This is a genomic window from Stieleria mannarensis, assembly GCF_014154935.1.
GTDB classification, from domain to species: domain Bacteria; phylum Planctomycetota; class Planctomycetia; order Pirellulales; family Pirellulaceae; genus Stieleria; species Stieleria mannarensis.
The window spans coordinates 1-25822 of sequence record NZ_JACEHH010000025.1 but is presented as its reverse complement, the minus strand read 5'-3'; the positions used below and the strand labels follow the sequence as shown (position 1 = coordinate 25822).

Here is a 25822-nt window from a genome sequence, read left to right as displayed (position 1 = left end):
AGGAGAAAAATTGATGTTGCAGGGTCCAGAAACACGAGCGTCACTGATCGGCAAGCTGAACCAACCGGCTTCGGACGAGGTTTGGGCGGAGTTTGTCGGTATCTATCGGCCGCTCGTGATTCGGGTCGCCCAGGCCAAGGGAGTGCAACATGCTGACGCGGAAGATCTGGCACAAGACGTTTTCACGGCGGTCAGACGCTCATTGTCAACGTTCCAAACGCGTGGGCGCGGTTCGTTTCGCGGCTGGTTGTTCCGCATCACCCGTAATTTGGTCGTCAACCATTTGACGCGGTCCAAGGGCCCCGTCGGGTCAGGTGACAGCAACGTCCAACAGTTGTTGATGCAACAACCGGATCGGCAAAACGAAACGGCCACCTTGTTCGCCCACGAACTCCGGCGTCAGCAACTTCACACCGCCGCGGATCGGATACGAACCAAATTCGAACCCGCCACGTGGGACGCATTTTGGCAGACGGCGGTCCAGGGCGAATCGATCTCCAGCGTCGCGGCATCGTTGGGAAAATCCGAGGGCGCCGTGCGGATGGCAAAGTGCCGCGTGTTTGCACGTTTGCAAGTAGAAGTTCAACGCCTGTCAGAATTGTGGGAGACCGAAGGATGATTGCACCCATGCACTACAATCGCGAAACACTGAACGACTTTCTGCATGACCGGCTGGATTCCGATACAGAAGACATCACCGCGCACATCGAGGCCTGCGAGGAGTGTCAGTCCGCGATCGAGCAGATGGTCGAAACGAATTGGAGCTGGCGGGATGCCGGCGAACTGCTGCGTACGCCGGTGGCAGACTTCACGCTTGAGTCCGCATCGCAACGAGCCGCCAATGAGCAAAACGCTCGCTCCGGCGCGACGAATTACCTGGCGCCATCCGAGCATCCCGATTCGATCGGACGTTTTGCACGCTACGAGATCCAGCGGGTGCTCGGTCGCGGCGGGATGGGGATCGTGATGCTGGCCTTGGACACCTCGCTCGGACGCCTCTGCGCCGTGAAGGTGCTGGCTCCCGAATTGGCCACCTCCGCCGCGGCGCGCAAGCGGTTTTCTCGCGAAGCCAAGAGTGCCGCAGCGGTCGTTCACCCGCACGTCGTTCCGATTCAAACGGTCGATGAACATGACGGGCTTCCCTATCTGGTCATGCCGGTGGTGGAAGGCCCGAGTTTGCAACAACGGGTGGCACAAGAAGGGCCGCTGTCGCTGATCGAAACCGTCCGAATTGCGGCCCAGATTGCCGACGGTCTGTCAGCCGCCCACGAACAGGGGCTGGTGCATCGCGACATCAAACCGGCCAACATCCTGCTGGAAAACGGTGTCGAACGTGTCCAGATCACGGACTTCGGATTGGCCCGAGCGGTCGACGATGCCAGCGTGACACGCAGTGGCGTGATCGCCGGCACCCCACAATACATGTCGCCCGAACAGGCACATGGCGATTCGATCGACCATCGCAGTGATCTATTCTCACTCGGCAGCGTCATGTACTTCATGCTCACCGGGCGCAGCCCCTTTCGTGCGGAAACGACGATGGGCGTGCTCAATCGGATCGGCAATGACACGCCCCGGTCGCTGCGGGACATCCACGCCGACGTCCCCGAGTGGTTGGAGTCGATCGTGATGCGGCTGCTAAGCAAGCATCCGGACCAACGTTATCGATGTTCGTCCGAAGTCGCCCAGGCATTGAAAGGCTGGCAATCCTATCTGCTTGCCCCGGGCAGAGCCGAGGCCTTGCAGGACGCACCGCCGATTCAGCTCCCGGAAAGCGTGCCCGCCGGCGGTCGCAAGACCGGTGGGACACTGCCTTGGATCCTTGCCGCGGGTTTGATCGCCGGCCTGCTGTGGGCCGCCACCATCATCATTTTTCAAACCGACCAGGGAACCCTGCAAATCGAAAGTTTCGCCGATACCGACGTGCCCATCGTTGTCCGGCAGGGAGACGAAGTTGTCAAACAATTGACGGTGACCCGAGAGGGGGCCTCGATCGAAGTGAAGTCAGGAGCCTATGTCATTGAGATCACTGGCGTGGCCGATGGTTTTGAAATCAAGAACGATTCAGTGGTCATCAAACGCGGGGCAACTCAGGTGGCAAAGATCGTTGAAACGAAGTCCGCCGCCGGCGACACAACGCCCGACACGGTGGCTCAAGTGCCCCAGCGCAGCGAGTTTCAACGCAGTGAATCTCAACGTACTGAACCTCAGCGTACTGAGCCTCCCAAACTCTCCCCCTTCACTCGCATGGAGTTCAACGAGAATCAGGTCCTTGTCACCTATCACTCCCAGCGATACCAGCTGCTTCAGATTGACCATTTCGCGATCGATGATTTGGTCCAAAAGGCCCAAGCACACTTTGGGAAGATTTGGAAGAAGCGATTGAGTGAAGACTTGGTCCAGGTCTTCTGGAGTCAGGGGCACTTTCCGGGTGAGTCTGTCAGACTAAAACTCAAGCGACCTAAATCGGGGAAAGTGGTTTCTGTCGTCGCGAAAATGACGGAAGCGAATCGGCAGACGCTTTATCGCGAAAATGGGCACAACCAACCGGTGAACCGCCACGTCGAAGACTTCTTGCAGGAAGTGCTTTCGAGCAAAACGTCCGTCCAAGCGAATGATGTCCCGCTGGAGAAGTTCCTATCGGAGATTGCGGAGAAACATCGCGTTCCGATCCTTTTGGACCGACGAAATCTAATGCAGGCGGGCGTCCCCAACGACGCGTCGGTTACGATCGATCTCCAGAACGTCAGCCTTCGCAGCGTTCTAAAAATGGCCCTCGCCAAGGTCGGTTGCCGATACGAAGTGAAGCACGAGATCATCCGCGTCTTCGCCGCAACCAAACCGTGACATCGGTGGAAAGCTCGTTTCGCACTCAGCACTCTCAAAAGACGACCATTTCGGTGAGATTGGCACCGTCTTCCCGGATACGCTCTAATCAATGCGCTTCGTTGCATAATCGGAAGGGCGAAAACGTTCGCCCGGTCGATCCCTCGCTACCGCATGCGTCTTCATCGCAAATCATTGCCCCCACTCTTAACCGACTGATCGCACGGGCCAGACAATGACTCGCAGTATTTTCTTTTTGATTGCTTCGATGGTGTGTTGGATCTCCATTGCATTTTTTGTAACAGGTGAAGACGAAGTCACCTCCAATGCGGAGTTGAGGGAGCTGCAATCGGAGAAGTTGTCGCTACTGCAGGACATCGTGGGCCGCTATCAGGCTGGCTTCAAAAAGGGCAAGCCCGTTCTGGAGGAGTTGCTTGCTGCAGAGCATGAACTTCTTGTTGCACAACTTGAGCTGGCAGACTCGGCCGCAGATCGCCTTGAGTCCCTAAACCTGATTGCGATAAACCGCGGCAAGCTGGTTGAAGTTCGAACAGCCGGGCACAAGCTCGGAACCAACGCTGAGATCGATATCCTCAAAGCCCGCGTTTGGCACGTCGACGCAAAGATTGCCGTCATGCATGAGCAAGCAGCGAGCCGGAATCGATAGCACTTCCCCGGGGCCGCTTCGCGCCCCCGGGCTGTGGTATTCTGGGGCGGTAATTCGCTCCCCTCCTAGAATCGAGGCCCGGTATGAATGGCATGACTCGCGTCGCCTTCGGTTTCGTTGCCTATCTGGTACTTTTCACCTGCACGATTCCACCCACCCCACTGCACGCCGATGAACCGCTCGACGCACGGGAGCAAGAACGGCAGCAGCGTCTGGAGTACCTGACCGGTCAGGCCCGCGGCTATGCAATGTCGCTCGCCGGCCAGCCAGACACGTCGCTCTCGCTTGAAGAACGCCCGGTGTTGCGGTACACCAACCCGGTTCGCAACTTTTTCACCGACGGCGTGGTCTTTTTGTGGCGACACGATTCCGAACCGGCCGTTTTGGGCGCCCTGTCCGTCCGCGGAGACGGGAACGTGTTCTGCGAATTCGCATCGCTGACATCGAATCCGTTGCATTGCGAACTCGGTCTGCGTCGGGCTTGGACCCCCAAGAAAGAATCGCAAGTCAATGTCCCGTTGAAAGTCCGCTTGCCACAAGCCAGCGACACAAGACGGCAAACGCTCGCGATGCGTCAGCTGATCCGTCGGTTCTCGGTGTCAATGTACGAAGTCGAGGATCCGGACCAAAAGCAACAACTGCGTCGATTGACCAGCCCGCTGGTCCAGTGGTCGGATCCATCCGATGGTTCATTGATCATGTGTTTCGGATTCGCCGAGACGAATGATCCGGAGGCACTGGTCCTGCTGCATCACACGCCGAACCCCGACGGCAAGGCTGACAGCTGGACGTACACGCTCTCGCGCATGACATCGCGGCCACTGGCGTTCGAGCTTGACGGCAAAGTCATCCACGAAGTCAAACCGTATTGGAAGAACCCTCAATCCGACACCGACAGTTACCTGGAACGGCGACTCGGAGAGTATCCGACCGATGGGTCGTAAACGACACAACGAGTCCATTCAGCTTTCGCGTCGTCCACGACCGTTTACCCGAAGATGAAGGCGAGACGGAATACTAGCTCGTCAGGTCCAACGGCCCGTCGGCACAGAAGTCGGGCGAGCCGAATGACGTCAGGCCTTGATGTCCCAGGCCTTGCGCGAGCGACATCCACAATCGATTGTGGGGGACGCCGCCAAAGTCGATCGCGCGGCCGGTCTTGAATCCGGCTCCTCCACCGACCAACAGGAACGGAATGTCGTTCAGCGTGTGGGAGTTGCCTTTTCCGAGTTCGTTCAACCAGACAATTTGAGTGTTGTCGAGCAAGGACTCGCCGTCGCGGCCCGGTTCGGGGATCTCGGAAAGTCGTTTCGCCAAATAGGCAAGCTCGCCGGCAAACCAGGCATTGATCCGGCGAAGCTTCTCGTGGGCTTGTTCATCGCCGTCGGGTTCATGTGACAGCGAATGATGTCCTTCTTCGATGTCCAGCCACCGCATCCGAGCTTGCCCGACCGAACGCATGAACTGCAGCGTCGCGACTCGCGCCAGATCGTTCGCCAAACTGTTCACCAACAGATCGATTTGCATGCGGCTGATTTCGGGCGTGTTGTCGTTGACCAGCTCGATATTCGGATCAATCTCGGGCTCGGGGTGAACGAGTTCCGACTCCGATGCGGCCGCCGCAATCTGTGTTTCTAGCTGCCGCACGTTGTCCAGATGTTGCTCGAGCATCTGGCGGTCCGCCGCACTCAGTTTCCGCGACAGCTTGGCCAGGTCTTCGCTGACATGATCCAGGACACTCGCGACCGTCTGTCGATCTTGAGCTCCACCGTACAACTTCTGAAACATTTGCTCCGGGTCATCGATCGGGGCGACCGGGCGATCGCTTCCCGCATAGCACATCCGCGTCCAGGGATCGGCGCGGTCGGGAACGGCGACGCCGAATTCCAACGACCCGAACCGTGTGCGCGTTTGATCGTTGGATTGAAAATGGTTGCGAACCTCTTGATCGATCGAGATTCCGCTGGCCCATCCCGCCGGCGTGTGCCCACCACCTTGAATGTTTCCCGGGTTCAGTTGTCTGGCCGTCAATAGGCATGACATTCCACGCATGTGGTTGTCGCCGTCGCCGCCGACCTGATTGTTCACGCCTTTTAATACCAGCGTCTGATCGCGGAAGGGCTCGAGCGCCGCGAGCATCGGTTTGAGCGACAACTCACCACTGGGGTCCAACGAGTCCGGCCAAAACTCGTCAGGCAGCGTCCCGTTGGGCGAAAACAGGATCACCAACCGTTTGGGACGCGTCGGAGGTTCCGCATTGGAATCCCCCGCGTGCAGGCTATTGAGCCCAGACAAAAAGGGCAGCGCCGCGGTTCCGATGCCCAGGTCACGCAAAAAGCGACGTCGAGTTTCAAAGGATCGATTCATCGAGCATTCTCGGAGAGCAGGGCGTTGGAAGAAGCCGCACCGTCGACGGCCAGGACGGCCAATCGGGCGCACAGTTTCTGGATATTGAAGTCATCTTTGGCGAAGGCATCGCGAAGCTGGTTCAACCGTTCGGAGCCGGCTTCGTGGGCACTTTGCTGAAGCAGATGCTCATACAGGTGGGTGATGAACGCCAGGTGGGCGGCCGGATTGTTGACCGCAAATTCCGCCACGTCACGGGCGTTGGTCAATCGCAGGGTTTCCCCATCGGTGGTCGTGTAGTCACTTTCGCTGTCGATCGGTTTCGCATTGTCCGACTCTCGCCACCGCCCCACCGCGTCAAAATTCTCAAGCGTGAACCCGAGCGGATTGATCACGCTGTGACAGGCCATGCAGGCACTGTCGCGCGTCAACAACGTGACTTTCTCACGCATCGTCAAATCGTCGGGAAATTCGTCTTCATCAAAGGCGATCGCATTGGGCGGCGGACTCAGCGCTCGCCCGACGATGTTCCGTGTCAAGAAAACGCCGCGATGAATCGGCGACGTGTCGTTGTGATAGGCAAACGCGCTCAGCAAGTACGGATGCGTCAGAATTCCGGAGCGTTCCTTCTTGTCAAAATCCACCGGCTGAAACGCAGAGGCGAACTCACGACGCCTGGCCAGCCGTTTGATTTCTTCGCCGTTTGCGGCACGCTGCTCTCGTGATCGGCTGGGCGCGTAGATGGCTTCCAAGCGGTCATTCAACATCAAGTGCGGGGCGAGCAGCAACTGGCGATAATCGGAGTCACGACTCCAGACCACGCTGTCAATGAACAGCTCAAGCGAACGACGCAGGTCGGCGACAACCGCATCGTCGAATTCGGGGTACAACGACGCGTCTTTGGACAGATCGCGGTCTTCGATTTCCAGCCAACTGTTGAAAAAACGCCGTAACTTTGATTTCGTTCGCGGGTCACGGAGCATCCGACTTGCATAGGACTCGATTTCCTCGGGTGAGTCGAGGCGCCCCGATTTCGCCGCCGCGACCAACTCGCGATCGGGAAGGCTGTCCCACAACGCAAACGACAGCTTGGAAGCGACCACCCATGGTGCCAGCCGCTCACGCTGCTCCGGCTCGATCGCTCCTTCGGTCGATTCGATCAAGTCGGGGTATAAGAAGTGTGGCGACATCAGCACGAGCACAACCGCTTTGCGGACTCCAGACTCCACATCGTTTTCATCGGCGGTGACCAACGAGGCAAGAAAACCGGCTTCGTCGTCGTGCAACGGGCGGCGATAAGCGACTTCGGCAAACTCATGAACAAATCGGGTGATCGCTTCGCTGCGATTTTCGTTCGTTTGCAAGTTCGCCAGCAGCGGCAAACGCGACACCACTTCGCTTGCCGTCCGGACCGCACCTTGCATCACCGCGGTTTGCCATTGCGGGGAGACCGAGCTGCCGCGTTCGAACCCCAGGCTGCGATCGTCCGCCGGAAACGGCACGCCACACGCGAACGTCCGCGGGGACTCGGCCGTCGACGTGTGGTTGTAATCCAACACGGACCAGGTTCCGTGAGGCGGTTTCCATTCCAGTTTGACCGACGCACGGTCTTCCAGGTACTTGAAGAATTCCAACCGGATCGGATAACTGCGACCGCCGAGCAGAAACATGCTGGCGGTTTTCTCGCGTCGCTTTCCCGAGCCGACCCAATCATCGATGAAGGCTTCGTTGTCGCCCGACGAGCGATCATCGCGAAGCGATCCGGTGTTGGGACGCGGGTCAAAATTCAGGTACAAACGGGCACCGTTTTCGGTGGTCAAACGAAAGCGATATTCGCCCGTGTGCTCGGCAATCAAACTGCCTTGCCAGATGATCGCAAATTGGTCCGCCGTCAAACTGGGCACCGGGGCTTCGCTTCCGAAGTCAAACTCCAATCGCGTTTCGCTGCGGTAGTGCCCCAGACGCTTGGCCTTGTTCATGCCTTCGGACTGGTAATACTCGCCGCGAAGCCCGGGAACGGCGCCGCCCGTCCCACGGCCACGATCGCGCGCGTTTCGACTCCCCGATTCCGGCTGCGGTGTGAAATGGGCAAGCAGATCGGCGATCGAATTGCGATACTGTGCCACCGTCATGCGAGTCAGTTTTGGGGCAGCGTAGGAGGACTTTGCCTCGGCCAATTCTTCGCGGATATAACGAGCCAACTGGGTCGCTTCGTCACCCACGCAGGACTCCGGATCCTCTTCCGGCATGGTCTCTTCGATGACCTTGGCGATTTCCTCGATCGCTCGATCGGTACGCAGCGGTTTGCTAGAGCCATCGTTGGTTCCTTGACCGTGTGCGCCATGGCATCGCTGGCACTTTTCTTTGTACAGCGCAGCGGCATCCAGCGGTTGGTTCGAGACAGCCGATTGAACGGAGTCCTCAGCGGGCTCCGTCCCCGGACTGACACCGCACAGGCAGACGGCAACAATGAGGAAAGCTGCGATGCGTCGCGCAAAATCCATGATCGGTCACTGGGTGGGATTCTGAGGGGGGGAACCCTAGTCTATCGCAATCGATCCCCCCCATGCAACGAAACCTAACAAGTGCAGCATCTTGATGCGCATTTGACGATGCTCGCGGCACGCTCGTACTCCCCGGGAGAACCATGAAAAACCGATTTGCTTTCCTACTGGTTGTGTTTGTTCACGGTTGCTTTGCTTCCGATTTGGCTTTCGCCCAGGAGAAAACCACGACTCGAAAGCTGGTGATTTGCGGTGGAGGCTCTCTACCTGACACGGTCTTTGATAAGTTTCGTGAACTTGCAGAGGGCATGCATCCGGCAACAGAGCCCCAACTGGTCGTGATCCCGACGGCGTCGCAGCGGAAGGTCGACCTGAAAGCGACTCAGGAACTCTGGTCGGCTCGGGGCTTTCGCGACGTTCAGGTGCTGCATACGACGGATCCCGACATCGCATCAACCGACGAGTTCGTGCAGCCATTGCTGACGGCATCCGCGGTTTGGTTCGATGGAGGATCCCAACAGCGAATCGCGAATGCCTACTTGGATTCCCGTGTTGACTCTGAATTGCGGCAATTGCTGCTGCGGGGAGGCGTCATCGGTGGAACGTCCGCCGGTGCTGCAATTCAATCCCGAGTGATGATCGCTGGCGGAAAAAACGAACCGAAGATCTCGACCGGATTGGGGTTTCTTCCCGAAGCGATCATCGACCAGCACTTCCTGAAACGCAACCGTCTTGCTCGGTCGCTTGCTGCTCTGCGCCAACATCCTAATTTGATCGGGCTCGGCATCGATGAGGGAACTGCACTTGTCGTTGAAGGCGGAGCGACCGAAGTGATCGGGAAATCGTATGTCCTTCGTCTCGAATGGGGCGATGAAAAACTGAAGCTCGATGCGTTTGGTAATGGAGCAACCGTACCGCTGAAGTCTCAACACGACAGCGCCCGTAGAAATCACGCGTGTTCCTGACGGCATCTTACGGGGGCAACCTCTGTTCTGTCCCTGGAACCCGAACCTGCTCGTTCAGGAGATCAACGAATACGTCTCGGGCACGAACGAGGGCGTGTCCCTTGCTTCGCAACACACAAATCGTGCGTGACGGCGTTGGTTTCTGCAATTCAACGCACTTCAAGACCGACGTACTCGCGACTCCTATCGTCCAGTTCGTTGAGGACCGCTTGGCCTTCTTCGAGGACCTGCAATGCGTTGCGAGCATAATCCCGAAACGTCTCGCCGGCCTGAGTCAACCGGGCACGCCTCCCCACCCGCTCGAACAGAGCGATTCCGAGTTCTCGCTCCAAGTCCTTGATCTGCTGCGAAAGTGTCGGTTGTGAGACCAGTAGCTCATCGGCGGCGTTGCGGAAATGAGAGTGCTCGGCCACGGCCAAAAAATAGCGTAAATGCCTGAGTTCCATTGATAGCGCCCCCCAATCAAAGCGATCAGAAGTTCGTATTGGACGGATCATTCTACGCCTCCTACGATGCCCCTGTCCAACGGAGCCCCTGTCCAACAGAGCCTCTGTCCAATGGACTCCTTCGTCGCGTTTTGCCACTGGCCCCCGTTTCACCTTTGGAGAAAATCATGTCTAAAGCCGTTTTTTACCATGCCGGTTGTCCTGTCTGCGTCAGTGCCGAACACACAGTCGCTGACCATCTAAAAGAACCCGTCGAAAAGGTTCATTTGGGCCAGCAGAGTGATCGAGTCGCCGAAGCAGAACAATCGGGAGTCAAGTCGGTCCCGGCACTGGTGATCGACGGCCAGGTCTTCCACATCAACCACGGAGCCGATTTGTCGGCGTTGAAGTAGAGCAATGATTCTTGGACAGATTGAGTCCATCCAGGTCGGTCGCCCGCGTCGCTACGACGACGCGGGCGATTCGGCCAAACCGTGGACATCGGCCATCGCAAAGCAACCGGTTTTGGGGAACGTCAAGGTCGGTATGACCACCATCGACGGTGACCAGCAAGCGGACTTGAAACATCATGGCGGTCCCGACAAGGCCGTACTGGCCTATTCCGCGATGCACTACAACAGCTGGAAACGAGAGTTTCCCGACATACCCTTTTGCGCCGGCAGCTTCGGTGAAAACCTGACGCTTTCAGGTTGCAGCGAAGCGGATTACTGCATCGGCGACATCGTGCAGATCGGCGGCTGCCAATTACAGGTGTCACAGCCTCGACAACCCTGCTGGAAGTTGGCCCGTTTCTGGCAGTTGCCCAAGCTGGCCGTGCGGGTGCAACAGACCGGACGCACCGGTTGGTACTTCCGAGTCTTGCAGGAGGGTACGATTAAACCGGGACTGTCCGTTGAGCTGATCGAACGTCCCTTCGCTGAATTCACCGTCGCACGGGCGATCGAGGTCATGTACGCCAAGCCGCGGTGTTCCGAAGACGACCTACGGCTTGCCGAGTGCGCCGCGTTGTCAGCGTCATGGAAAGAAACCTTGTACCAACGCGGCACGAAAGGCATTGAGCGCGATCCATCGGCCCGGCTGAACGGCCGTTAGGCGATTTCCGGTCGCCGCGTTCCGCTCAAGGCCCGTGTGACCGGCGTCATCGCCAAGGACAGCTACCGGGGGAGAAGATATCGAAACGCAAACCAGCGGGCTGAAACCGTAGTGCTAGGGCGCCCTAAGTTTTAACGTTGACGACGCTCTAGAACCTGCGATAGCAGTGGGGGATGACCAGCACGGGGACTTCGCACTCGTCCATCACGTCGGCGCTCAGCCAATGCTCGACGACGTTGCCGCTGCTGGCCCCCATCACGATCAGATCGGCGTCGGCCTGCTTGGCGGCCGAGATGATCGTGTCGACCAGATTTCCCGTGGCCACCTTGGACCTGACCGACACCCCGGTGTCGTGGGCCGCTTCGCTGAAAACCGCACAACAGTCCTTGCCGTCGTCGGGGGTTTCATCGTCTTTCAAGATGTGTAACACCATCAATTCGGCGTCCAATTGGCGGGCGACCGCGATGACGTAATCGGCGATCTCAACGGCTGCTTCTTCCCCCGCGGTGGGCACCAGAATCATCATCGGTCTGTCGTGTTGCTTTGAGGGTCGATCGAATCTCAGCCGTTGGACGCAACCCAGCGCGTCTCGTTGCACGCGCGAGAACGCCGACCTTGATCATACCGCATCCAGCCGCACGCCTGCCCCCGGCCGTCTGGAACACTCCGAGGTCAGTCCCCACCGATGGCAGCGCGAACCCACGGATGGTCCCACGAGGCGGATTCTGGCACGAAATGTGCATTTGTGTCACAGCGTCACTACTTTTGGGAGGATTGGAATGAAAGGTTCTTGGCATTTAGGACAACTCGCCGGCATCGATGTGCGGATTCACTGGACGTTTTTGCTGCTTCCGATCTGGATTTACTACTCCAGCCTGGCCGCCGGCAGCGGCGCGGTCGCTGCCACCGTGGCAGTGTTGCTGGTTTTCGCGATTTTTGGCTGCGTGGTGCTGCACGAACTGGGGCATTCATTGACCGCCCGGCGGTTCGGGATCGAGACCCATGACATCACGCTGCTGCCGATCGGGGGCGTCGCCAGTTTGCAGCGAATCCCGCGGAGCCCGTGGCAGGAGTTGGCGATCGCGGTGGCCGGTCCGGCGGTCAACGTGGTGATCGCGCTGGTGTTGTTTGCGTTGTTGCCGGTGCTTGCGGCGACGTCGCTGCTGCCTGTCGGTGCGATCGCATTTCTGAGCAAGCTGGCGTGGGTGAACGTGGCCCTGGTCGTGTTCAACATGCTGCCGGCGTTCCCGATGGACGGAGGGCGTGTGTTGCGTTCGGTCTTGGCGCTGGGTTTGCCCTACCGCAGTGCGACCCGGGCCGCGGCGGGCGTGGGCCAAGTCGTCGCGATCCTGTTTGCCTTGTTCGGGCTGCTGTCGGGGAACTTGATGCTGGTGATCTTGGCCGGTTTCGTGTTCTTGGCCGGACGCGGTGAATCGATGATGGTCGAGCGTGAAGCCGCATGGCAGGCCCAGCGATGGCAACCGATGGGCAGTTCCAGCTTGGAAGGATTTCCCGATGATCGTTCGCAACAGGCACCGTCGTCGTATGCCGCGGCACCCGATCGCCACTCATTGCCGGTGGTCAGCGCCCAGTGGGACGCCCGAAATGTTCTCGGGTGGTTGTCCAACCAATCGGTCGACGAATTCTTGGTGTCCAGCCACGGGGTGGTGGTGGCGGTGGTTCGCAAGTGCGACCTGCTCAAGGCCGTCGCGGCCGGCATGGGATCGTTCTCGATGGAGCGACTGTTGGCCGGCCGTTTCCTGCCGTTCCGGAACCTGCGTTCGCCTTCGATGATGTAGTCGGGAAAGGGGATGTCGATTCAATCGCTGCAGGATTTGGCAACCGATTGAGATGCTCTCCCGCCAGAAGAGACGGCGTTTGCGCAGTAAGCAAACACCAGAGAGGGCCGGCGGCTTGTCAACGTCGTGGCGACTTCCGCGACGATCAAATCCGTCACCTAAACAATCGATGTCCCACGCGGCGACGCGGAATCGCCTCAAGGCTAGCTTGGCCCGTGTCGATCTGCGATCATGGAGGGGACTGGATCGCCATGATGAGATCGACACAGGTTTGCAATCACAAAGCCTGAACAGCCGCTGGGAGTCCACCGTGACCGCCGACTCAACCGAATACGTGACGACCGAATGCCCCAACGGACACCGTGTCCGCGGCGACGCCGGGTGGCTGCACCGCGAGGTCCGCTGCCCACATTGCCAGACCAAGTTTCGGTTTGATCGGCCGGGCACGACGGCGGCCGTCGTCACGGACGCCAGCGACCCTTCACAGGACAGTGCCCCTTCACAGGTTGAACCCCGGTCGCTCAGCGATACCGGCGTGTTGCGGATCATCGACAGCTTCGGCAAACCCGTCCTGCCCGAGGACGACGGACGCACCCGCCACTGCAGCAACTGCGGGGCGGTCTACCCCAGCAGCATCTCGATCTGCTACGGCTGCAACATCGAACTTGACCCGCCGGTGGACGAGACGGCAACGGACGCAGCGGGTGGCGCCGCGGGGATCCGCGATTCGGTCGAATTCCAACCGGTCGACGAGTCGCCGTTTGAAAACATTTCGATCAGTGCCGTGATGCGCCCGCGGAAAGCGATCATCGCATTGAACGTTGCCGATTCGTTAGTGGAAACCTTGGATCGTGTCCGTGAGTTTCCGCACACCTGCTATCCGGTCGCCAGTGAAACCGGAGATCGGTTCGTCGGTTGGGTCAGTATCGAACGGATCTTGATGGCCGAATCCAACGACTTTGATCTTCGCAAATTGGCCCGACCGATGACGGTGATGGCACAATCCAAACCGGTCAGCCGCGTTCTGCCGTTGTTGCATCGGACCAAGTCGTCGTTCGTCTTGATCGCCGACGAGGCCGATCGGGTGGTGGGGATGGTCACCGCCAAGGATGTCTTGCTGGGACTGGTCAAGTGAATTGGGCGACGTTGATTTGCCCCGTTAACCCGTGCCACCCAACCCGCATTCCGCCCGGATTGCAGCTTAACGGGAGAAGGACGCGGTCCGCTGAGGTAGAATAAGGTCCCTGGAATGACTGCTTCCGGGGAAACTCTTCGACGTCGGAGCGGTACGCGGTGGATATTCGAACCTCCTACATGGACCTGGGCGCGCTACGCGAGACCAAGGACCAAACCTTTACCAAGGATCAGCTTCTGCGCACGCTGATCCACGCCGCTCGGCATCTGGTCTGGTGCACGACACTCGACGGAAAACTCCTGTACGTCAATCGTGTCGCCGAACGCGTGTACGGCAAACCGCTGAAGGAATTGGCCGCCGATCCCGATTACTGGCTCGACGCGATCCACCCGGATGATCGGCCACAGGTGGTCGAGAACCTGAGCGAGTTGTTAAAGAAAAAAAACGTCGAACAGGACTATCGCATCGTGCGACCCAACGGCTCGGTGATTTGGCTGCATGATCGCGTCAGTGTCGTCCATGACGCCAACCGCAAACCCAAATTCGTCGGCGGCATCGGCACCGACATCAGTGCGATCCGCGAATCCGAAGCACTCTATTCGTCTCTGGTCGAATCGATGCCCATGCAAGTGGTCCGCAAGGATCTCAAAGGCCGGGTGGTGTTCGGGAACCAACTCTATTGCGAGTCGATGGGGATGACGTTGGACGAGGTTCTCGGCAAGACCGATTTCGACTTGTTCCCCAAGGACCTGGCCAAGAAGTATCGCCAGGACGATCGCCGCATCGTCAAAGCGGGCAAAGCGTTCAATTATGTCGAGGCACACGAGAAATCCGACGGCCAGCGGATTTATGTCGAAACCTTCAAAGGCCCGGTCCATGATGCCGCCGGAAACATCAGCGGCATCCAAATCATGTTTTGGGACGTCACCCAACGACACTTGGCAGAACAACAAGTGCGCGAGGCCAAGGAGATCGCCGAAGCCGCCAAGGAGATGGCCGAACAAGCCAACCAGGCCAAGAGCGAGTTTCTGGCCAACATGAGCCACGAAATTCGTACCCCGATGAACGGCATCATCGGCATGACCGAGTTGTTGCTACACACCGAGCCCACCGAGGAACAACGCGACTACTTGAACATGGTCAAACAGTCCGCCGACTCGCTGCTGCGGCTGCTGAACGACATCCTCGACTTCTCCAAAATCGAAGCCGGCAAACTGGATCTGGAACAGCAGCCCTTCAACCTGCGCGATTGCGTCGGGCAGACGATTCAAACACTCGGTTGCCGCGCCGGTGGCAAGGGGCTGGAATTGCTCTGTCACGTCGCCCCAGAAATTCCCGAGGTCGTCGTCGGTGATGCCGGGCGACTGGCGCAGATCATCGTGAACCTGGTCGGCAACGCCATCAAGTTTACCGAGCAAGGCGAAATCGAAGTCGACGTGGACGCCGAATCCCGCAGCGACACCTCGATCGGTTTGCAGGTTTCGGTGCGCGATACAGGCATCGGAATTCCCGCCGATCGCCAGCAAGCCATTTTTGAATCCTTCCGCCAAGCCGACGCATCGACCAATCGACGTTTCGGCGGGACCGGGCTGGGGCTGACGATCTCGACCCAACTGGTCGAATTGATGGACGGTCGAATCTGGGTGGAAAGCGAGGTCGGAAAGGGGACGACGTTTTTCTTCACCGCCAACCTTGGTGTCCCCGGTCAACAACCCACTGCAAGTGTCGGCGATCTCCTGGAAGGCGTCCCTGTACTGGTGGTCGATGACAACGAAACCAATCGCGGCATCCTGAATGAAATGCTCGCCGGTTGGGGCCTTTCGGTGACCATCGCACCGGACGGGTCGAAGGCGATCGAGCAATTCAAACGTGCCGCCGCCGATGGCCGACCCTACCCGCTGGTCATCTTGGACTGCGTGATGCAGCCGATGGACGGTTTCGCCGTCGCCGCCGCGATGCAACAGGAATCACAGGTCAAATCCGACGACTTTCAAATCATCATGCTTTCCTCGGCCGTCAAAGCCGGCGACGTCGAACAGTGCCGACGACTGGGCGTTGCCCGGTACATGCAAAAACCCGCCGTGCACTCGGACATGCTGAAAACCATCTTGAAAGCACTCGGGCACCAGGAAGCGGCTCAACCGCAGTCGAGCGCTGATGCAACCAAAGAGTATCGCAAGCTGAAAGTGTTGCTGGCCGAGGACGGCGAAGTCAATCGAAAGGTGGCGATCGGTCTGTTAACGCATCAGGGGCACGAAGTGCAGGTCGCCGAGGACGGTGTGGAGGCGATCGAGGCACTTGAGCAACAGCGGTTTGATCTGGTCCTGATGGATGTCCAGATGCCGAACATGGACGGGATCGAAGCGACACGGATCATTCGCGAAAGCGAGCACAACGTCGATCGACACACGCCGATCATCGCGATGACCGCCGGGGCGATGAAGGGCGACCAGGAGGATTGTCTCGAAGCCGGGATGGACGGCTATGTCTCCAAGCCGATCGATCCGGAAAAACTGTTCGAGGTGATGGAACGCTGCGTCCGTGACCACGTCATCGGCCCCACAACCATTTCTGGCCACAACGGGGCCGATGTCCCGACTGCCACGCCCGTTCAGATTCCAGATCCAACCGAGGCCCTCGATTTAGACGCGTTGGTGGCGGATCCGGCGGCGGCGCAGAACCTCGGTGCGATCGACATCGAAACGGCGCGCAAACGATGCCGGGGTAACGACGCCCAGGTTCGTCTGCTGGCCGACGTGATGGTCGGCGAGGCGACGGATCTGGTGAAACAACTTCGCGATGCCGCCGACACGCACGACACCGTCACCATCCGCCGCTGCGCCCACACCCTGAAAGGATCCGCCTCGGTCTTCGGCGCCGCCGACGTCGTCCGCCACGCGTCACGACTGGAGAGCACCGCCGAAACCGCCGACACGGACGACCTGAACGGGCAAATTGAAGCGTTGGACGCCGAAGTCGGCCGCCTGATCGCCGCCCTGCTGCTGCTGAACAAGTAGCTCGGATGACAGAAAAATGGGGGGCAGAAAAATGCGGTGCCCGTTGACGGCAGAGGAATTCACGTCGATAGCCCCGAGACCGCTGACCGATGGTAACCTAGTGCTTCGTCAACTCTTAAACTTGGGGTGCCGCGGAGAAGGGGGCAGGTACCAAAAATGCGAAGCATCCGTCGGGCCATTGGGTTTTTGGTACCTGACCTTTTTGCCGCTCGCAATGACGGTCGCAATTGATTCGACTTTACTCGTATTCAGCATTCGACCATCCAGCCGAGGTCAACGTGCGCATCGTTTATAAACTTTTGCTCGCGACCATCCTGCCGGCAGTTTTGATCTGGCTGGTGGGAATCTATGCGACGGGTGTCAGCCAGTCGAGTTTGCGGAAGGCGATCGAAGCGAACTCCGCGACTCGCGCCCGCGACGTGATGAACGAGATTGACTGGATCATCCAAACACGGGCCACCAATTGGCAGGCGTACCTGAGGTCTGATTTGGTACGCCAAACACTGATCGAATCGAACCGTCAGATTGCTGCCCAGGGAAATCCGCAAGCCATCATTGACCAACGCGATCAAGCGTGGCAGTCGACCCCTGAGGGTGTCGTCACGGAGTTGATGAAACAGTTCACGGAAAATGATCTCGCTCGCGATCTACGAAATCGGCTGACCGAACTGGATCAATCCGCCGGCTACGCGGTCTTCGGCGAAGTTTTCTTGACGAACCGATTCGGGGGCAATGTCGCCCAGACCAGCCGGACATCGGACTATCAGCAAAGCGACGAGTCATGGTGGCAACAAGCCGCGACGGAAGGAATGTTCATCGGCGACGCCGCCTATGACGATAGTGCGGGCCTGTATTCGATCGATATTTGTCTGCGGTCGGTTGACGATGATGGCAACCTGCTGGGGGTTTTAAAAGCGGTCATGAACATTCGCGAAGTGGTGAACATCATCGACGATACACGACACCGGACTCACGCCGACGGTCATTTGATCTTGTTTAATCGTCAACGCGACATCATCCGGAAATCCAACACGTTCTCACGGGACATGCAAGATGGTTCGGCGTATTTTTCGGGAATCACGCTGGGGCCAGACAGCCCAGAGGTGACTGCCAGCTTGACCGATCCAGACACGGGGGAGGAACTACTCGGCGCCTTCGCTTATTCACGCGGCCACGGCGACTTTGGCGGGATCGGGTGGACGCTGTTGGAGGCGAGAAAGTACTCGACTGTCTTCGCACCGGTCATTCAATTGCGAAACCGGATCATTTGGCTGGCGATCATTGCGACCGTCATCGTCGTTGCCACGGGCTGGTGGATCGCTCATTCGATTACCCAGCCGATCGGCGAATTGCTCGACGGAACGACGCGGATCGGCCGAGGAGCGTTCGACCACCGCATCACGGTTCACAGCAGTGATGAGACCGGCGAATTGGCTTCGGCCTTCAATGAAATGACCAACAATTTGCAGCAAATGGTGCGGCACCTGCAGGAAAAAGAAGACGTGTTGCGGGACCAGAACCAAACCTTGCTTTCACAGCGCGAAACGCTCGCCTATCAGGAGGAAATGCTTGCCGCCCAAGCCGAACGAGACAAATTGTTTCACGCCGTCGGTGACGCAGTCCGTCGACTGAACGCAGCCAGTGACGACATTTTGCAGTCGACGTCCAGTCAAGCGCGCGGCTCGCAGGAGCAGGTCGCGGCAGTCTCTCAAACCGCCGGAGCGGTCTACGAAGTCGCACAGATTGCCCACCAGACGTCGGGCCGGGCGGACGAAATGGTGGTCCAAGCGGGAAAAGCAGAAGTGGCTGCCCAACAGGGACGCGACGCGATGTCGAATTCGATCGACGCGATCCGATCGGTTCAATCGCGAAGCGAATCGACCGCCCGGACGATTCTGTCGCTCGCCGACCGCGCTCAAACGATTGCCGAAATCACCGCGACGGTCAATGATATTGCCGAACAAACAAATGTGTTGGCGCTCAACGCAGCCATCGAAGCGTCGCGCGCCGGCGAACTCGGCCAGGGATTCGCCGTCGTTGCCAGAGCGGTCAGGGAACTTGCCGGCCAGTCCAAGGACGCAACCGTGCAAGTCCGCAAAATCCTGTCGGAAATCGTTGACGCGACCGGCCAAGCTGTGGCGTCGACCGAACAAGGCATGAAGGCTGCCATCGAAGCCGCCGAGGTCGCCGCGGAAACCGGCGATTTGGTGAATCGTCTGCTGACAACGATTTCGGAATCAGCACGCAGTGCAAAACAGATTTCACAATCGGCAAGCGAACAAGCCTCGGGGGCGATTCAATTGAAAGAAGCGATGACAAGCATCGAAGCGGTCGCCGTCGAAAACGCAAAAGCACTCAAACAGATCGAACAATCTGCCATGGACCTCAGCAGCCTCAGTTCCGAACTGGCAAAGTTGACCGCAAGCTCCTCCGCGCTGCAAAGCAGCAGTGGGAAATCACCGGAAGGTTAGACACCAACGCTGATGCCCGTGACAGCCCCCCGCCCTCTTTTCGCTCGCGGCGACGCTTCAGACACCGCCTAGAACCTCAGCGTGAACTGAGCGTAAGTGAATTCGCCGTCGCCGCCGTTGACGCCGTTGTTTGCGATCCCGGCAGGCCCGTTTTGAATGACCGGACTGTCAAAGTAGTCCCCCGCCCACAGATAGGTGTAGCCGCACAAGAAATGCGTTCTCGGTGTGATACTCCAGCGAACCTGCAGATCCAATTCGGTGGCAAGCTGATTCGATGCAGAACCAGTGGGGTCTTGGTAAAGCGGTGCCCCGCCCAGGCTATACACGGCATCCTTCCGACTTTCCAACCAGAAACTGTGGAAGTAGGACCGAAATTCAACACTCTCGGTGACCGGGATCGACATCTGCAGATTCAGGTCCTGGATGTTTTGGCGTCCGGTCAAATCCGCCCAACCGAGGTAGAAATGCCCTCGTGGTGACAGTTGTTGGAACGTCCCATGCGTCCCATCATCCAGGTCACTGTCGCCGGACGCCCAGTCGAAAAACAACCACAGCGTCGGCTTCATCGGGATTCGCGTCAGGTCACGACCGATGCCAGCGGTAAAGAATCCGGCCGAGTGACGGAGCGTCGAAAAGGTACCGAATTGATATCCGCCTTCCAATTCGAAATGGTTGTCGTTGTGGTTGACCTTAACCCGCCCGCCGATCGTGTGAATATCAAAGTCGCCCAGGTTGCCGGCGAAGTCAGGAACCCGCGGATCGTCTTCCACCAGGCCATAGTAGTACACCTCCGACAGGCGGTCGTCCTGTTTCGTTTGCACAAAGGCACCGAAAAACTGTCGACTCCGATCCGGACGATCGAAATTGTGATCCTCGGGGATGTGCTGAGCGGGGCTCAGTGGATGAACCCAGAACGCATCCAACCGATGATTTTTCGAAGACCACCAGCTGCGCACGCCGTCATGATTCAAGGGGGTATTTCGCCAGGGTCGGCTCGAGACCAAGCGTTGTGACCCGAGGTACAGTTCCTGGCGTCCCGCCCGGAGCCACCACTGGTCGGTTGAGCCCAGCGTCAGCAGTCGCACGTCGACCACCAGGTTTTGAACATCCATCCGATTCAACTCGGTCGGCCGCGAGGTGAAGTCATTCTCCTCGCTGGTCGCATCAATCATCTCGGCAAACAGTCGCAGATCTTGTCCCCAATGCAAATCGGTGAACAACCGCGTCCGATGCAGGTAGAAATTGTCGCTGCGTCCGCTCAAGCGGCGTCCACGAAGATTGTTTTCGTTGTGGAATCGCGTTCGGTACTGACCGCCGACATCGATGGTCAAGCAGTCCAGGGGACGCAGTCGCTTCAACGATTCACCTAAATAGGAACCGTTGTAATCATCGTCATCGAGATAGCTGAAGTCGTTCTCGAGATACGATTGAGCGTAGGCATCGCGAGCGAGTTTCGCATCGTCCCCGCGTGCCGGTGATGCAGGCCACATCGCTACCGCGGCCGCGAGCATCCAGATCGCGGACAGTCGACCGCATCGCGTGTTGATCAAGACGACGGCTGTGTTGGGGATTGTAGCTCGCATTTGCAGCTAGCTTCGTCATGGGGGGAGCCACCGGTCCACCGAATCAGCCGGATCCACACACCTTGCCGCCCTGCGCAGCTGTCGTCGCCTGACAATCGGCAAGGTTTCCCAAAGCGTCATTCAGCCCGCGATTCCAGCTTACGCCATCACGTCCCGCCATGACGTGTCTTCGCTCCCCGTTGTCACATGCGACCGAGTTCGTGGTTGATGCATGAGCATGCCCTTCCGGTTGGTTTCACCAGCATTTCCGTAGCCGAGGCTCGCAGTGGGGAGTTAGCATGAAACGGGGAAAGGCGCAAGGGTCGGACTTTGTGACTGGCAAGCCGCTCGTTTACCGATCTTCCATTCCCGGCGTCCAGCGGTCGCAGGCGATAATCACTGATTTGCGATCGCTTCACTCCAGCCATCGAACCCGATCCACAAAACGGTCACATGCGTTTCCACTTCGCTTCTGCATCCATCGGCCAGGTCTGGTTTCCACTTGTCTTGTTGATGGGGCCCGCGTTGATGGCCGGTGAGAGCGATGGTCGGAAGTTCCGCGTCTGGACCAGCCCCGACGGACGGGCCAGTGAAGCGCTAGCGCTGTTGAGCTATGACGAGCCGAGCGGCACGGTCACGTTTGTCAATCAGGCGGGGAAACGACTGCGGACCGAATTGAATCGACTCTCGGTCGCCGACCAACGTCGCATCACCGCCGATCACCGCCGGCCCCCGTCGGCGTTGGTCAATACGACCGCCCAGGCGGAGCAGGCCGCCCAAGCCGAGCAGGCGACGGAGGCCGAGCAACTGTTGATGGATGATCAGACGATCGCAGAACTCGGGCTGCCTGAAAACGACCGGGCGGTTTACGCCAAGCCACGCAAAGCTGCCGCAGCGCCGATCCAAGTCATCACGATGAAGACGGTCACCAAAGAGGTGCGGGTGCCGCAAGTGGAAGAGTACAACGTACTGGTCCCAGAACTTCGGACCCGGACCGTGATGGAACCGGTCCAACAGCGGGTTCGCTGTGTCGAACGCTACGGGCTGTTCAACAAACGCCGTCGCATCGTCTATCGGACGCGAACGGTTTTGCGTCCCGTGACCCGCACCGAGCAGGTCATGCGGCCCGAGACCCGGACCCGAACCGTGATGCGCAGCGAGACGCGAACGGTGGACGTCCCGGTCGCCAGCAGTGTCGGATCGCTCAAGGCCGCCGGTGGATCCACCAGACGTCAAGAAGGCATCGAAGTGGCGGCCCCGTTATCGGCCGGCGCGATTTCCCGCGAAGTCGTCAAAGTGTTCGAACAACTGATCACAGAATTCGTCCCCGCCCCGCCCTTTGAATCCTTCAATCCCCGCCGGGTGGACGAGTCGATCATCGACTACGAGCAACCCGCCGCGTCCCAGGGGATGCGGTACCTGATGCGAGTGGAGATCAACCAATTGAACCCGCGGAGTATTACCTTGGAGACCGGAGCGCTCGATGTGAACGATACGTCCGAGAGCGAACCGAAAAACAATCTACTGTTTCAGACGCTGTTTGACCGGCTGACGAAATGATCGGCTGACGAAAAGATCCATGTCGGAGCAACCCCCGAGCATCACCGCCGCGATCGGCCAACTGTTCTCGTCGATCGTTTCCAAATGGAAAACCCAGCCGGACTACGGCGATATCTATCGCGGCGACCAGGTCGAACGAACGGATCATCTGCAGCGGATGGCCGACAAGTTCGCCGACCGGGGACGTCGGCTGGGCCGCCGCGCCGGCTGGATGCTGGCTTTCAGCCTGCTGTTCATCGTCGGCGGCATCGCCGTCTTTCTGGCGCCCACCGAGTTCACCGACGCCATCGCCGCTGAACGCGAGGTCCAGGAGGCGAGTGACATCAAGACCGGGATCTTGACTCAGGAAGCAGCGGCCGAAGTGGCCTACCTGCATGCTCGCGATTTGTACAACCTGTACGGAATCTTCCACGAACTCGAATGGACGTTAAATAATTACCAGCCCGGAGCGGATTTGGCAGGCAGTCCCGTGTACGGCCCCCGAATCCAGTGGGCGCGGGACGCCAGCCGGGAATTGGCGACCGCCGAGCCGACCGACAAACGGTATCCCTTTGACTCGTTCCGGTATCACACCATCGAAGGAACGACGGCCACCAAAGTCCCCGCCGAGGTCTTCCGGACCGCGGGCCAGCAGATGCGAACACGCGGGATCGATGTCCCTTTCCTAACTGTTAGCCTGGAAAGACTCAGTTCGGCAGTCGGCGGCGATGACGAGGAACCGGCCGTTCGCATGTTGCAACGCGAATTGTTGGCGTTGTCGCCGCTGTACGACGATGCAAAGCGCGAAAAGGACCGATTGTTCGTCCAGTTGGATGACGAAGCCAAGAATCGCTTGGCCACGACGGAGCAACTCATTGAAGCCGAACAGCGGATCTCCGACGCGTTGCTCGAAGTTAATCAGGCCCAGTCGAACTGGGCCAATCAACCTTGGGTGACCCTGCTGGCCGTCCGAGTCGGTGTGGTCGTGTTGCTGCTGTTCCTGACGACCGTGCTGCTGGCGAGCTATCGCTACACGCAAACGTTGTCGGCCTACTATTTGGCCAGGGCGGACGCCTTGCAATTGCTCTCGCAGCAACCCGACGACCGACTGATCGACGCCGAAGAGTTCAAGACGCTGATCCCACTATTGTCCCCGGACAGCTATCGGATCGACCAACCACCGGCCCCCTATGAGTCGCTCGGTCAAGCTTTCGCAGGCAACCGCTAAGCATCACCTTCCCCAGCTTAGAGCCGCGAGAAGTAGCAGGGGGCGGAGTCGACAGAAACCTCGATCAAAAACCCTCGGTCGCCATCGGCGATCGCGTGGCAGAAAAATGGAGGGCAGAAAAATGCAGTGCCCGTTGACAGATCACGCCGGCACGTAAAACGAGTGCTGAGTTTCTCCAATTCGGCTCGCACGCACCCCATTTTCTTGTCATCCATTTTCCTGTCGCCGCATCCCCGATGCATCGCTCGATGCCGCGAAGTGCGTTGCGTTGCGTGCACAAAAAAAGCCGGGTCACATGGACCCGGCCTGTGGAATTGCGAAGTGGCCTGCTCCGCAGTACCCCCGGTAGGGCTCGAACCTACGACCCACGGATTAAGAGTCGAGGCCTTTAAGTGCTCTTGAGTAAGAGAATACCGCGTTTTCTGCGTCCTGTCTACCATTTTCGAAAAGTGCCGTTTTCCCAGTGTTTACGGGGGTTTCTAAAGACAGCAAGTGTCGTCGGGTGTCGTCCCTTGGGAAACCGATTTGCGATCCACTGCTCTCGCCCCTCAGCCTCTCCCTGTCGCCTTCCGTGTCCGCCCGGCTCAATCATCCCGTGGCGTCCGTGTGGCTCTCTCGTGGCGTCCCTGGCTTCCGTGGTCCCTGCGCCACCAGTCCGACGCGTTCAACAGTGGTGTGGGAGGGAACCCGGAGCAATCCGGGTCCCTGTCCGATACCGATGGTTCGCCGCGATTTTGCGAGACAATTACCGATGTGTCTGTGAGTCCGGGCCAAACCATTCGTCGCTATTTTCAATTGTATCAGCAATGCATTGGAGATTCGCTGCCGACGGTTCAACGCTCGTTATAGTAAAGACATCTGTCGAGGCAGCGTCTTTGGCCGATCCACCTACGGAGTATATTCGTTTGTCGTCCAGCACCAGCCAGCGATCGTGAAGTGAATCGGCGATTACAAGGCGATATTTGTCATGGCCACGTTCTGCCGCGAATAGGCGCGATACATCGAGAAACTCGTCCCATCGGTCTCGATTCGCCCGTCCAGCGCGTTGCCCCGGTTCCGAGGCAACGAGCGTTACGCGAACGTCGTTGGAGACGAATTGAACGTACCTATGGAAAATGTTGGCCCCGAAGTAAGGGTCAAACCAAATTAGGGAGTTCTTTGCATCGGCTTCGCAAAGTGAACGAAGCCGACAAAATGCGGTGAATGGAGTTCCGGCTTCAAGAATCACCGAGGATCGGGGCACGGGTATTGCCTGAATCGCGTCGCGTGCAATCTTCAGATTTTCGCGAACAACGTCTTCAAGTGCATGGCCGTTCTTCAGCCTATTGGCAACTCCGTAAAGCGCGTTGAAAAACTTCTCGAATTCGATCTGATAGTTGTGCCCCGTTTGACCAATCGAGAACGCGCGGCATTCATCGTTCAGCTTGGGATACTCCGCAAAGTATCGCGCCAGAGTCTCGGCTCGTTCTTGCTCGTCGAAGTCCTCTGGTGTCTCAATCAGCCGCTCAAGCGGCCCGAAGAGGCGGCCGAGTTTGAGGAGCATGTCAAGTTTGGCGTCGAGTCGATCCATCAAGATTGTGTCTCAGTCGGCGAACGTAACGATCACGTGGCCGCCGCGAACGACTGACCACTTCAATAAATTCAACTCGGCGGCTCACGTGCATCCGCTGGTTCGCCGTCTCGCCCTGCTTCGGCCGAATTGACGTGATGGCGTGCGGATTGCCGAAACGCCAGTATCGGTATAGGCGTCACTGCGATCAACACGACACCAAAGAATATTGATCCGCCAAGATCGCTTGGGTCGTAGGCCGAGAATGAAGCCCAAGCGAAAAATGCAGCGAGGCAACACCCCCATCCAATTGTCAAGTTGCGGAAAGCCGGGGTGAAGTCACGCATTCCCAGCCAGATGGTGGCGCAGCCGAGAATGAGCATTGCAAATCCTGCTGCGATCAAATGGAGCCCGGCCTGCAAGCCAGAGAGAATCGTCAACGGCCCTGTTGCAGCATAAAGAGTTCCAACCAGGATCAACAGAGGTTTGGCTGGATTCTTCGGGTCAACTACTGGAGTGTCGTTCGCATACGATGTTGATGCAGCATATGGATTCACAGTTTCATCAATCGGCGAACGGTGGACATCACCGAGGACGCGCGAAAGACTCAACCATCGCCAAACCGCTTGGCTCGCGTCCTTCGGTGGATGTCATTGTTACGCCCCGGTTACAATGG

The 25822-nt window shown here is 58.5% G+C and carries 20 protein-coding genes; 13 read left to right on the top strand and 7 right to left on the bottom strand.

The genetic code is table 11. From position 1 onward, the window contains the following. Positions 1-13 precede the first annotated feature (13 nt). The 4 genes from H1B37_RS17535 to H1B37_RS17520 all read left to right on the top strand — a co-directional run bounded on the left by H1B37_RS17535 (position 14) and on the right by H1B37_RS17520 (position 4437). The gene (locus tag H1B37_RS17535) at positions 14-619 is read left to right on the top strand and encodes an RNA polymerase sigma factor (RefSeq protein WP_182867958.1); all 606 of its coding nucleotides are present in this window, start codon (positions 14-16) and stop codon (positions 617-619) included. Positions 620-627: 8 nt separating this feature from the next. Next, entirely contained in the window at positions 628-2847 is a 2220-nt protein-coding gene (locus tag H1B37_RS17530; protein ID WP_286177860.1) for a serine/threonine-protein kinase, read from the top strand. A gap of 214 nt (positions 2848-3061) precedes the next feature. Next, on the top strand, positions 3062-3493 hold the full coding sequence (locus H1B37_RS17525) for a hypothetical protein (protein WP_182867956.1): 432 nt from the start codon (positions 3062-3064) through the stop codon (positions 3491-3493). Between the two features lie 83 nt (positions 3494-3576). Beyond that, positions 3577-4437 (top strand): hypothetical protein, encoded by an 861-nt coding sequence (locus H1B37_RS17520; protein WP_182867955.1) that lies wholly within the window; start codon positions 3577-3579, stop codon positions 4435-4437. A gap of 73 nt (positions 4438-4510) precedes the next feature. Here the strand turns inward: H1B37_RS17520 and H1B37_RS17515 are convergent, their stop codons facing one another. Continuing rightward, positions 4511-5860: a DUF1552 domain-containing protein gene (locus tag H1B37_RS17515; RefSeq protein WP_182867954.1), complete on the bottom strand. Its 1350-nt coding sequence runs from the start codon at positions 5858-5860 to the stop codon at positions 4511-4513. Beyond that, positions 5857-8343, bottom strand: coding sequence for a DUF1592 domain-containing protein (locus H1B37_RS17510; protein WP_182867953.1), 2487 nt, complete (start codon positions 8341-8343; stop codon positions 5857-5859). The genes H1B37_RS17515 and H1B37_RS17510 overlap by 4 nt, the downstream gene beginning before the upstream one ends. A gap of 143 nt (positions 8344-8486) precedes the next feature. Here H1B37_RS17510 and H1B37_RS17505 point away from each other — a divergent pair, with 143 nt between their 5' ends. Further along, complete coding sequence (locus tag H1B37_RS17505) at positions 8487-9308, top strand: cyanophycinase (RefSeq protein ID WP_182867952.1); 822 nt, start codon at positions 8487-8489, stop codon at positions 9306-9308. Between the two features lie 149 nt (positions 9309-9457). On the opposite strand, the gene H1B37_RS17500 is transcribed toward H1B37_RS17505, so the two are convergent. Further along, positions 9458-9805 carry a LysR family transcriptional regulator gene (locus H1B37_RS17500; RefSeq protein ID WP_286177859.1) on the bottom strand — a complete coding sequence of 116 codons (348 nt, stop codon included), beginning with the start codon at positions 9803-9805 and terminating at the stop codon, positions 9458-9460. A gap of 116 nt (positions 9806-9921) precedes the next feature. Here H1B37_RS17500 and H1B37_RS17495 point away from each other — a divergent pair, with 116 nt between their 5' ends. Next, positions 9922-10146: a thioredoxin family protein gene (locus H1B37_RS17495; RefSeq protein WP_182867951.1), complete on the top strand. Its 225-nt coding sequence runs from the start codon at positions 9922-9924 to the stop codon at positions 10144-10146. A gap of 4 nt (positions 10147-10150) precedes the next feature. Next, positions 10151-10846: an MOSC domain-containing protein gene (locus H1B37_RS17490; RefSeq protein ID WP_182867950.1), complete on the top strand. Its 696-nt coding sequence runs from the start codon at positions 10151-10153 to the stop codon at positions 10844-10846. A gap of 148 nt (positions 10847-10994) precedes the next feature. Here the strand turns inward: H1B37_RS17490 and H1B37_RS17485 are convergent, their stop codons facing one another. Next, positions 10995-11372 (bottom strand): universal stress protein, encoded by a 378-nt coding sequence (locus H1B37_RS17485; RefSeq protein ID WP_182867949.1) that lies wholly within the window; start codon positions 11370-11372, stop codon positions 10995-10997. Positions 11373-11625: 253 nt separating this feature from the next. On the opposite strand from H1B37_RS17485, the gene H1B37_RS17480 reads away from it, so the two are divergent. From H1B37_RS17480 to H1B37_RS17465, 4 genes are all read left to right on the top strand, one after another. Beyond that, positions 11626-12645, top strand: coding sequence for a site-2 protease family protein (locus H1B37_RS17480; RefSeq protein ID WP_182867948.1), 1020 nt, complete (start codon positions 11626-11628; stop codon positions 12643-12645). A 271-nt stretch (positions 12646-12916) separates the two neighbouring features. After that, entirely contained in the window at positions 12917-13780 is an 864-nt protein-coding gene (locus H1B37_RS17475) for a CBS domain-containing protein (protein ID WP_182867947.1), read from the top strand. Between the two features lie 158 nt (positions 13781-13938). Then, positions 13939-16797, top strand: coding sequence for a hybrid sensor histidine kinase/response regulator (locus tag H1B37_RS17470; RefSeq protein ID WP_182867946.1), 2859 nt, complete (start codon positions 13939-13941; stop codon positions 16795-16797). 227 nt (positions 16798-17024) lie between these two features. Continuing rightward, positions 17025-19268, top strand: coding sequence for a methyl-accepting chemotaxis protein (locus H1B37_RS17465; RefSeq protein ID WP_220498252.1), 2244 nt, complete (start codon positions 17025-17027; stop codon positions 19266-19268). A 68-nt stretch (positions 19269-19336) separates the two neighbouring features. Here the strand turns inward: H1B37_RS17465 and H1B37_RS17460 are convergent, their stop codons facing one another. Further along, positions 19337-20851, bottom strand: coding sequence for an alginate export family protein (locus H1B37_RS17460; protein ID WP_182867944.1), 1515 nt, complete (start codon positions 20849-20851; stop codon positions 19337-19339). Between the two features lie 432 nt (positions 20852-21283). On the opposite strand from H1B37_RS17460, the gene H1B37_RS17455 reads away from it, so the two are divergent. After that, on the top strand, positions 21284-22390 hold the full coding sequence (locus tag H1B37_RS17455; RefSeq protein WP_182867943.1) for a hypothetical protein: 1107 nt from the start codon (positions 21284-21286) through the stop codon (positions 22388-22390). Between the two features lie 19 nt (positions 22391-22409). Then, positions 22410-23597 carry a hypothetical protein gene (locus H1B37_RS17450; protein WP_182867942.1) on the top strand — a complete coding sequence of 396 codons (1188 nt, stop codon included), beginning with the start codon at positions 22410-22412 and terminating at the stop codon, positions 23595-23597. Positions 23598-24342: 745 nt separating this feature from the next. Here the strand turns inward: H1B37_RS17450 and H1B37_RS17445 are convergent. Both H1B37_RS17445 and H1B37_RS17440 read right to left on the bottom strand, forming a co-directional pair. Continuing rightward, positions 24343-25167 (bottom strand): hypothetical protein, encoded by an 825-nt coding sequence (locus H1B37_RS17445; RefSeq protein ID WP_182867941.1) that lies wholly within the window; start codon positions 25165-25167, stop codon positions 24343-24345. 71 nt (positions 25168-25238) lie between these two features. Beyond that, a complete protein-coding gene (locus H1B37_RS17440; protein ID WP_182867940.1) occupies positions 25239-25757 on the bottom strand; it encodes a hypothetical protein in 519 nt (172 codons plus the stop codon). Between the last annotated feature and the right edge of the window lie 65 nt (positions 25758-25822).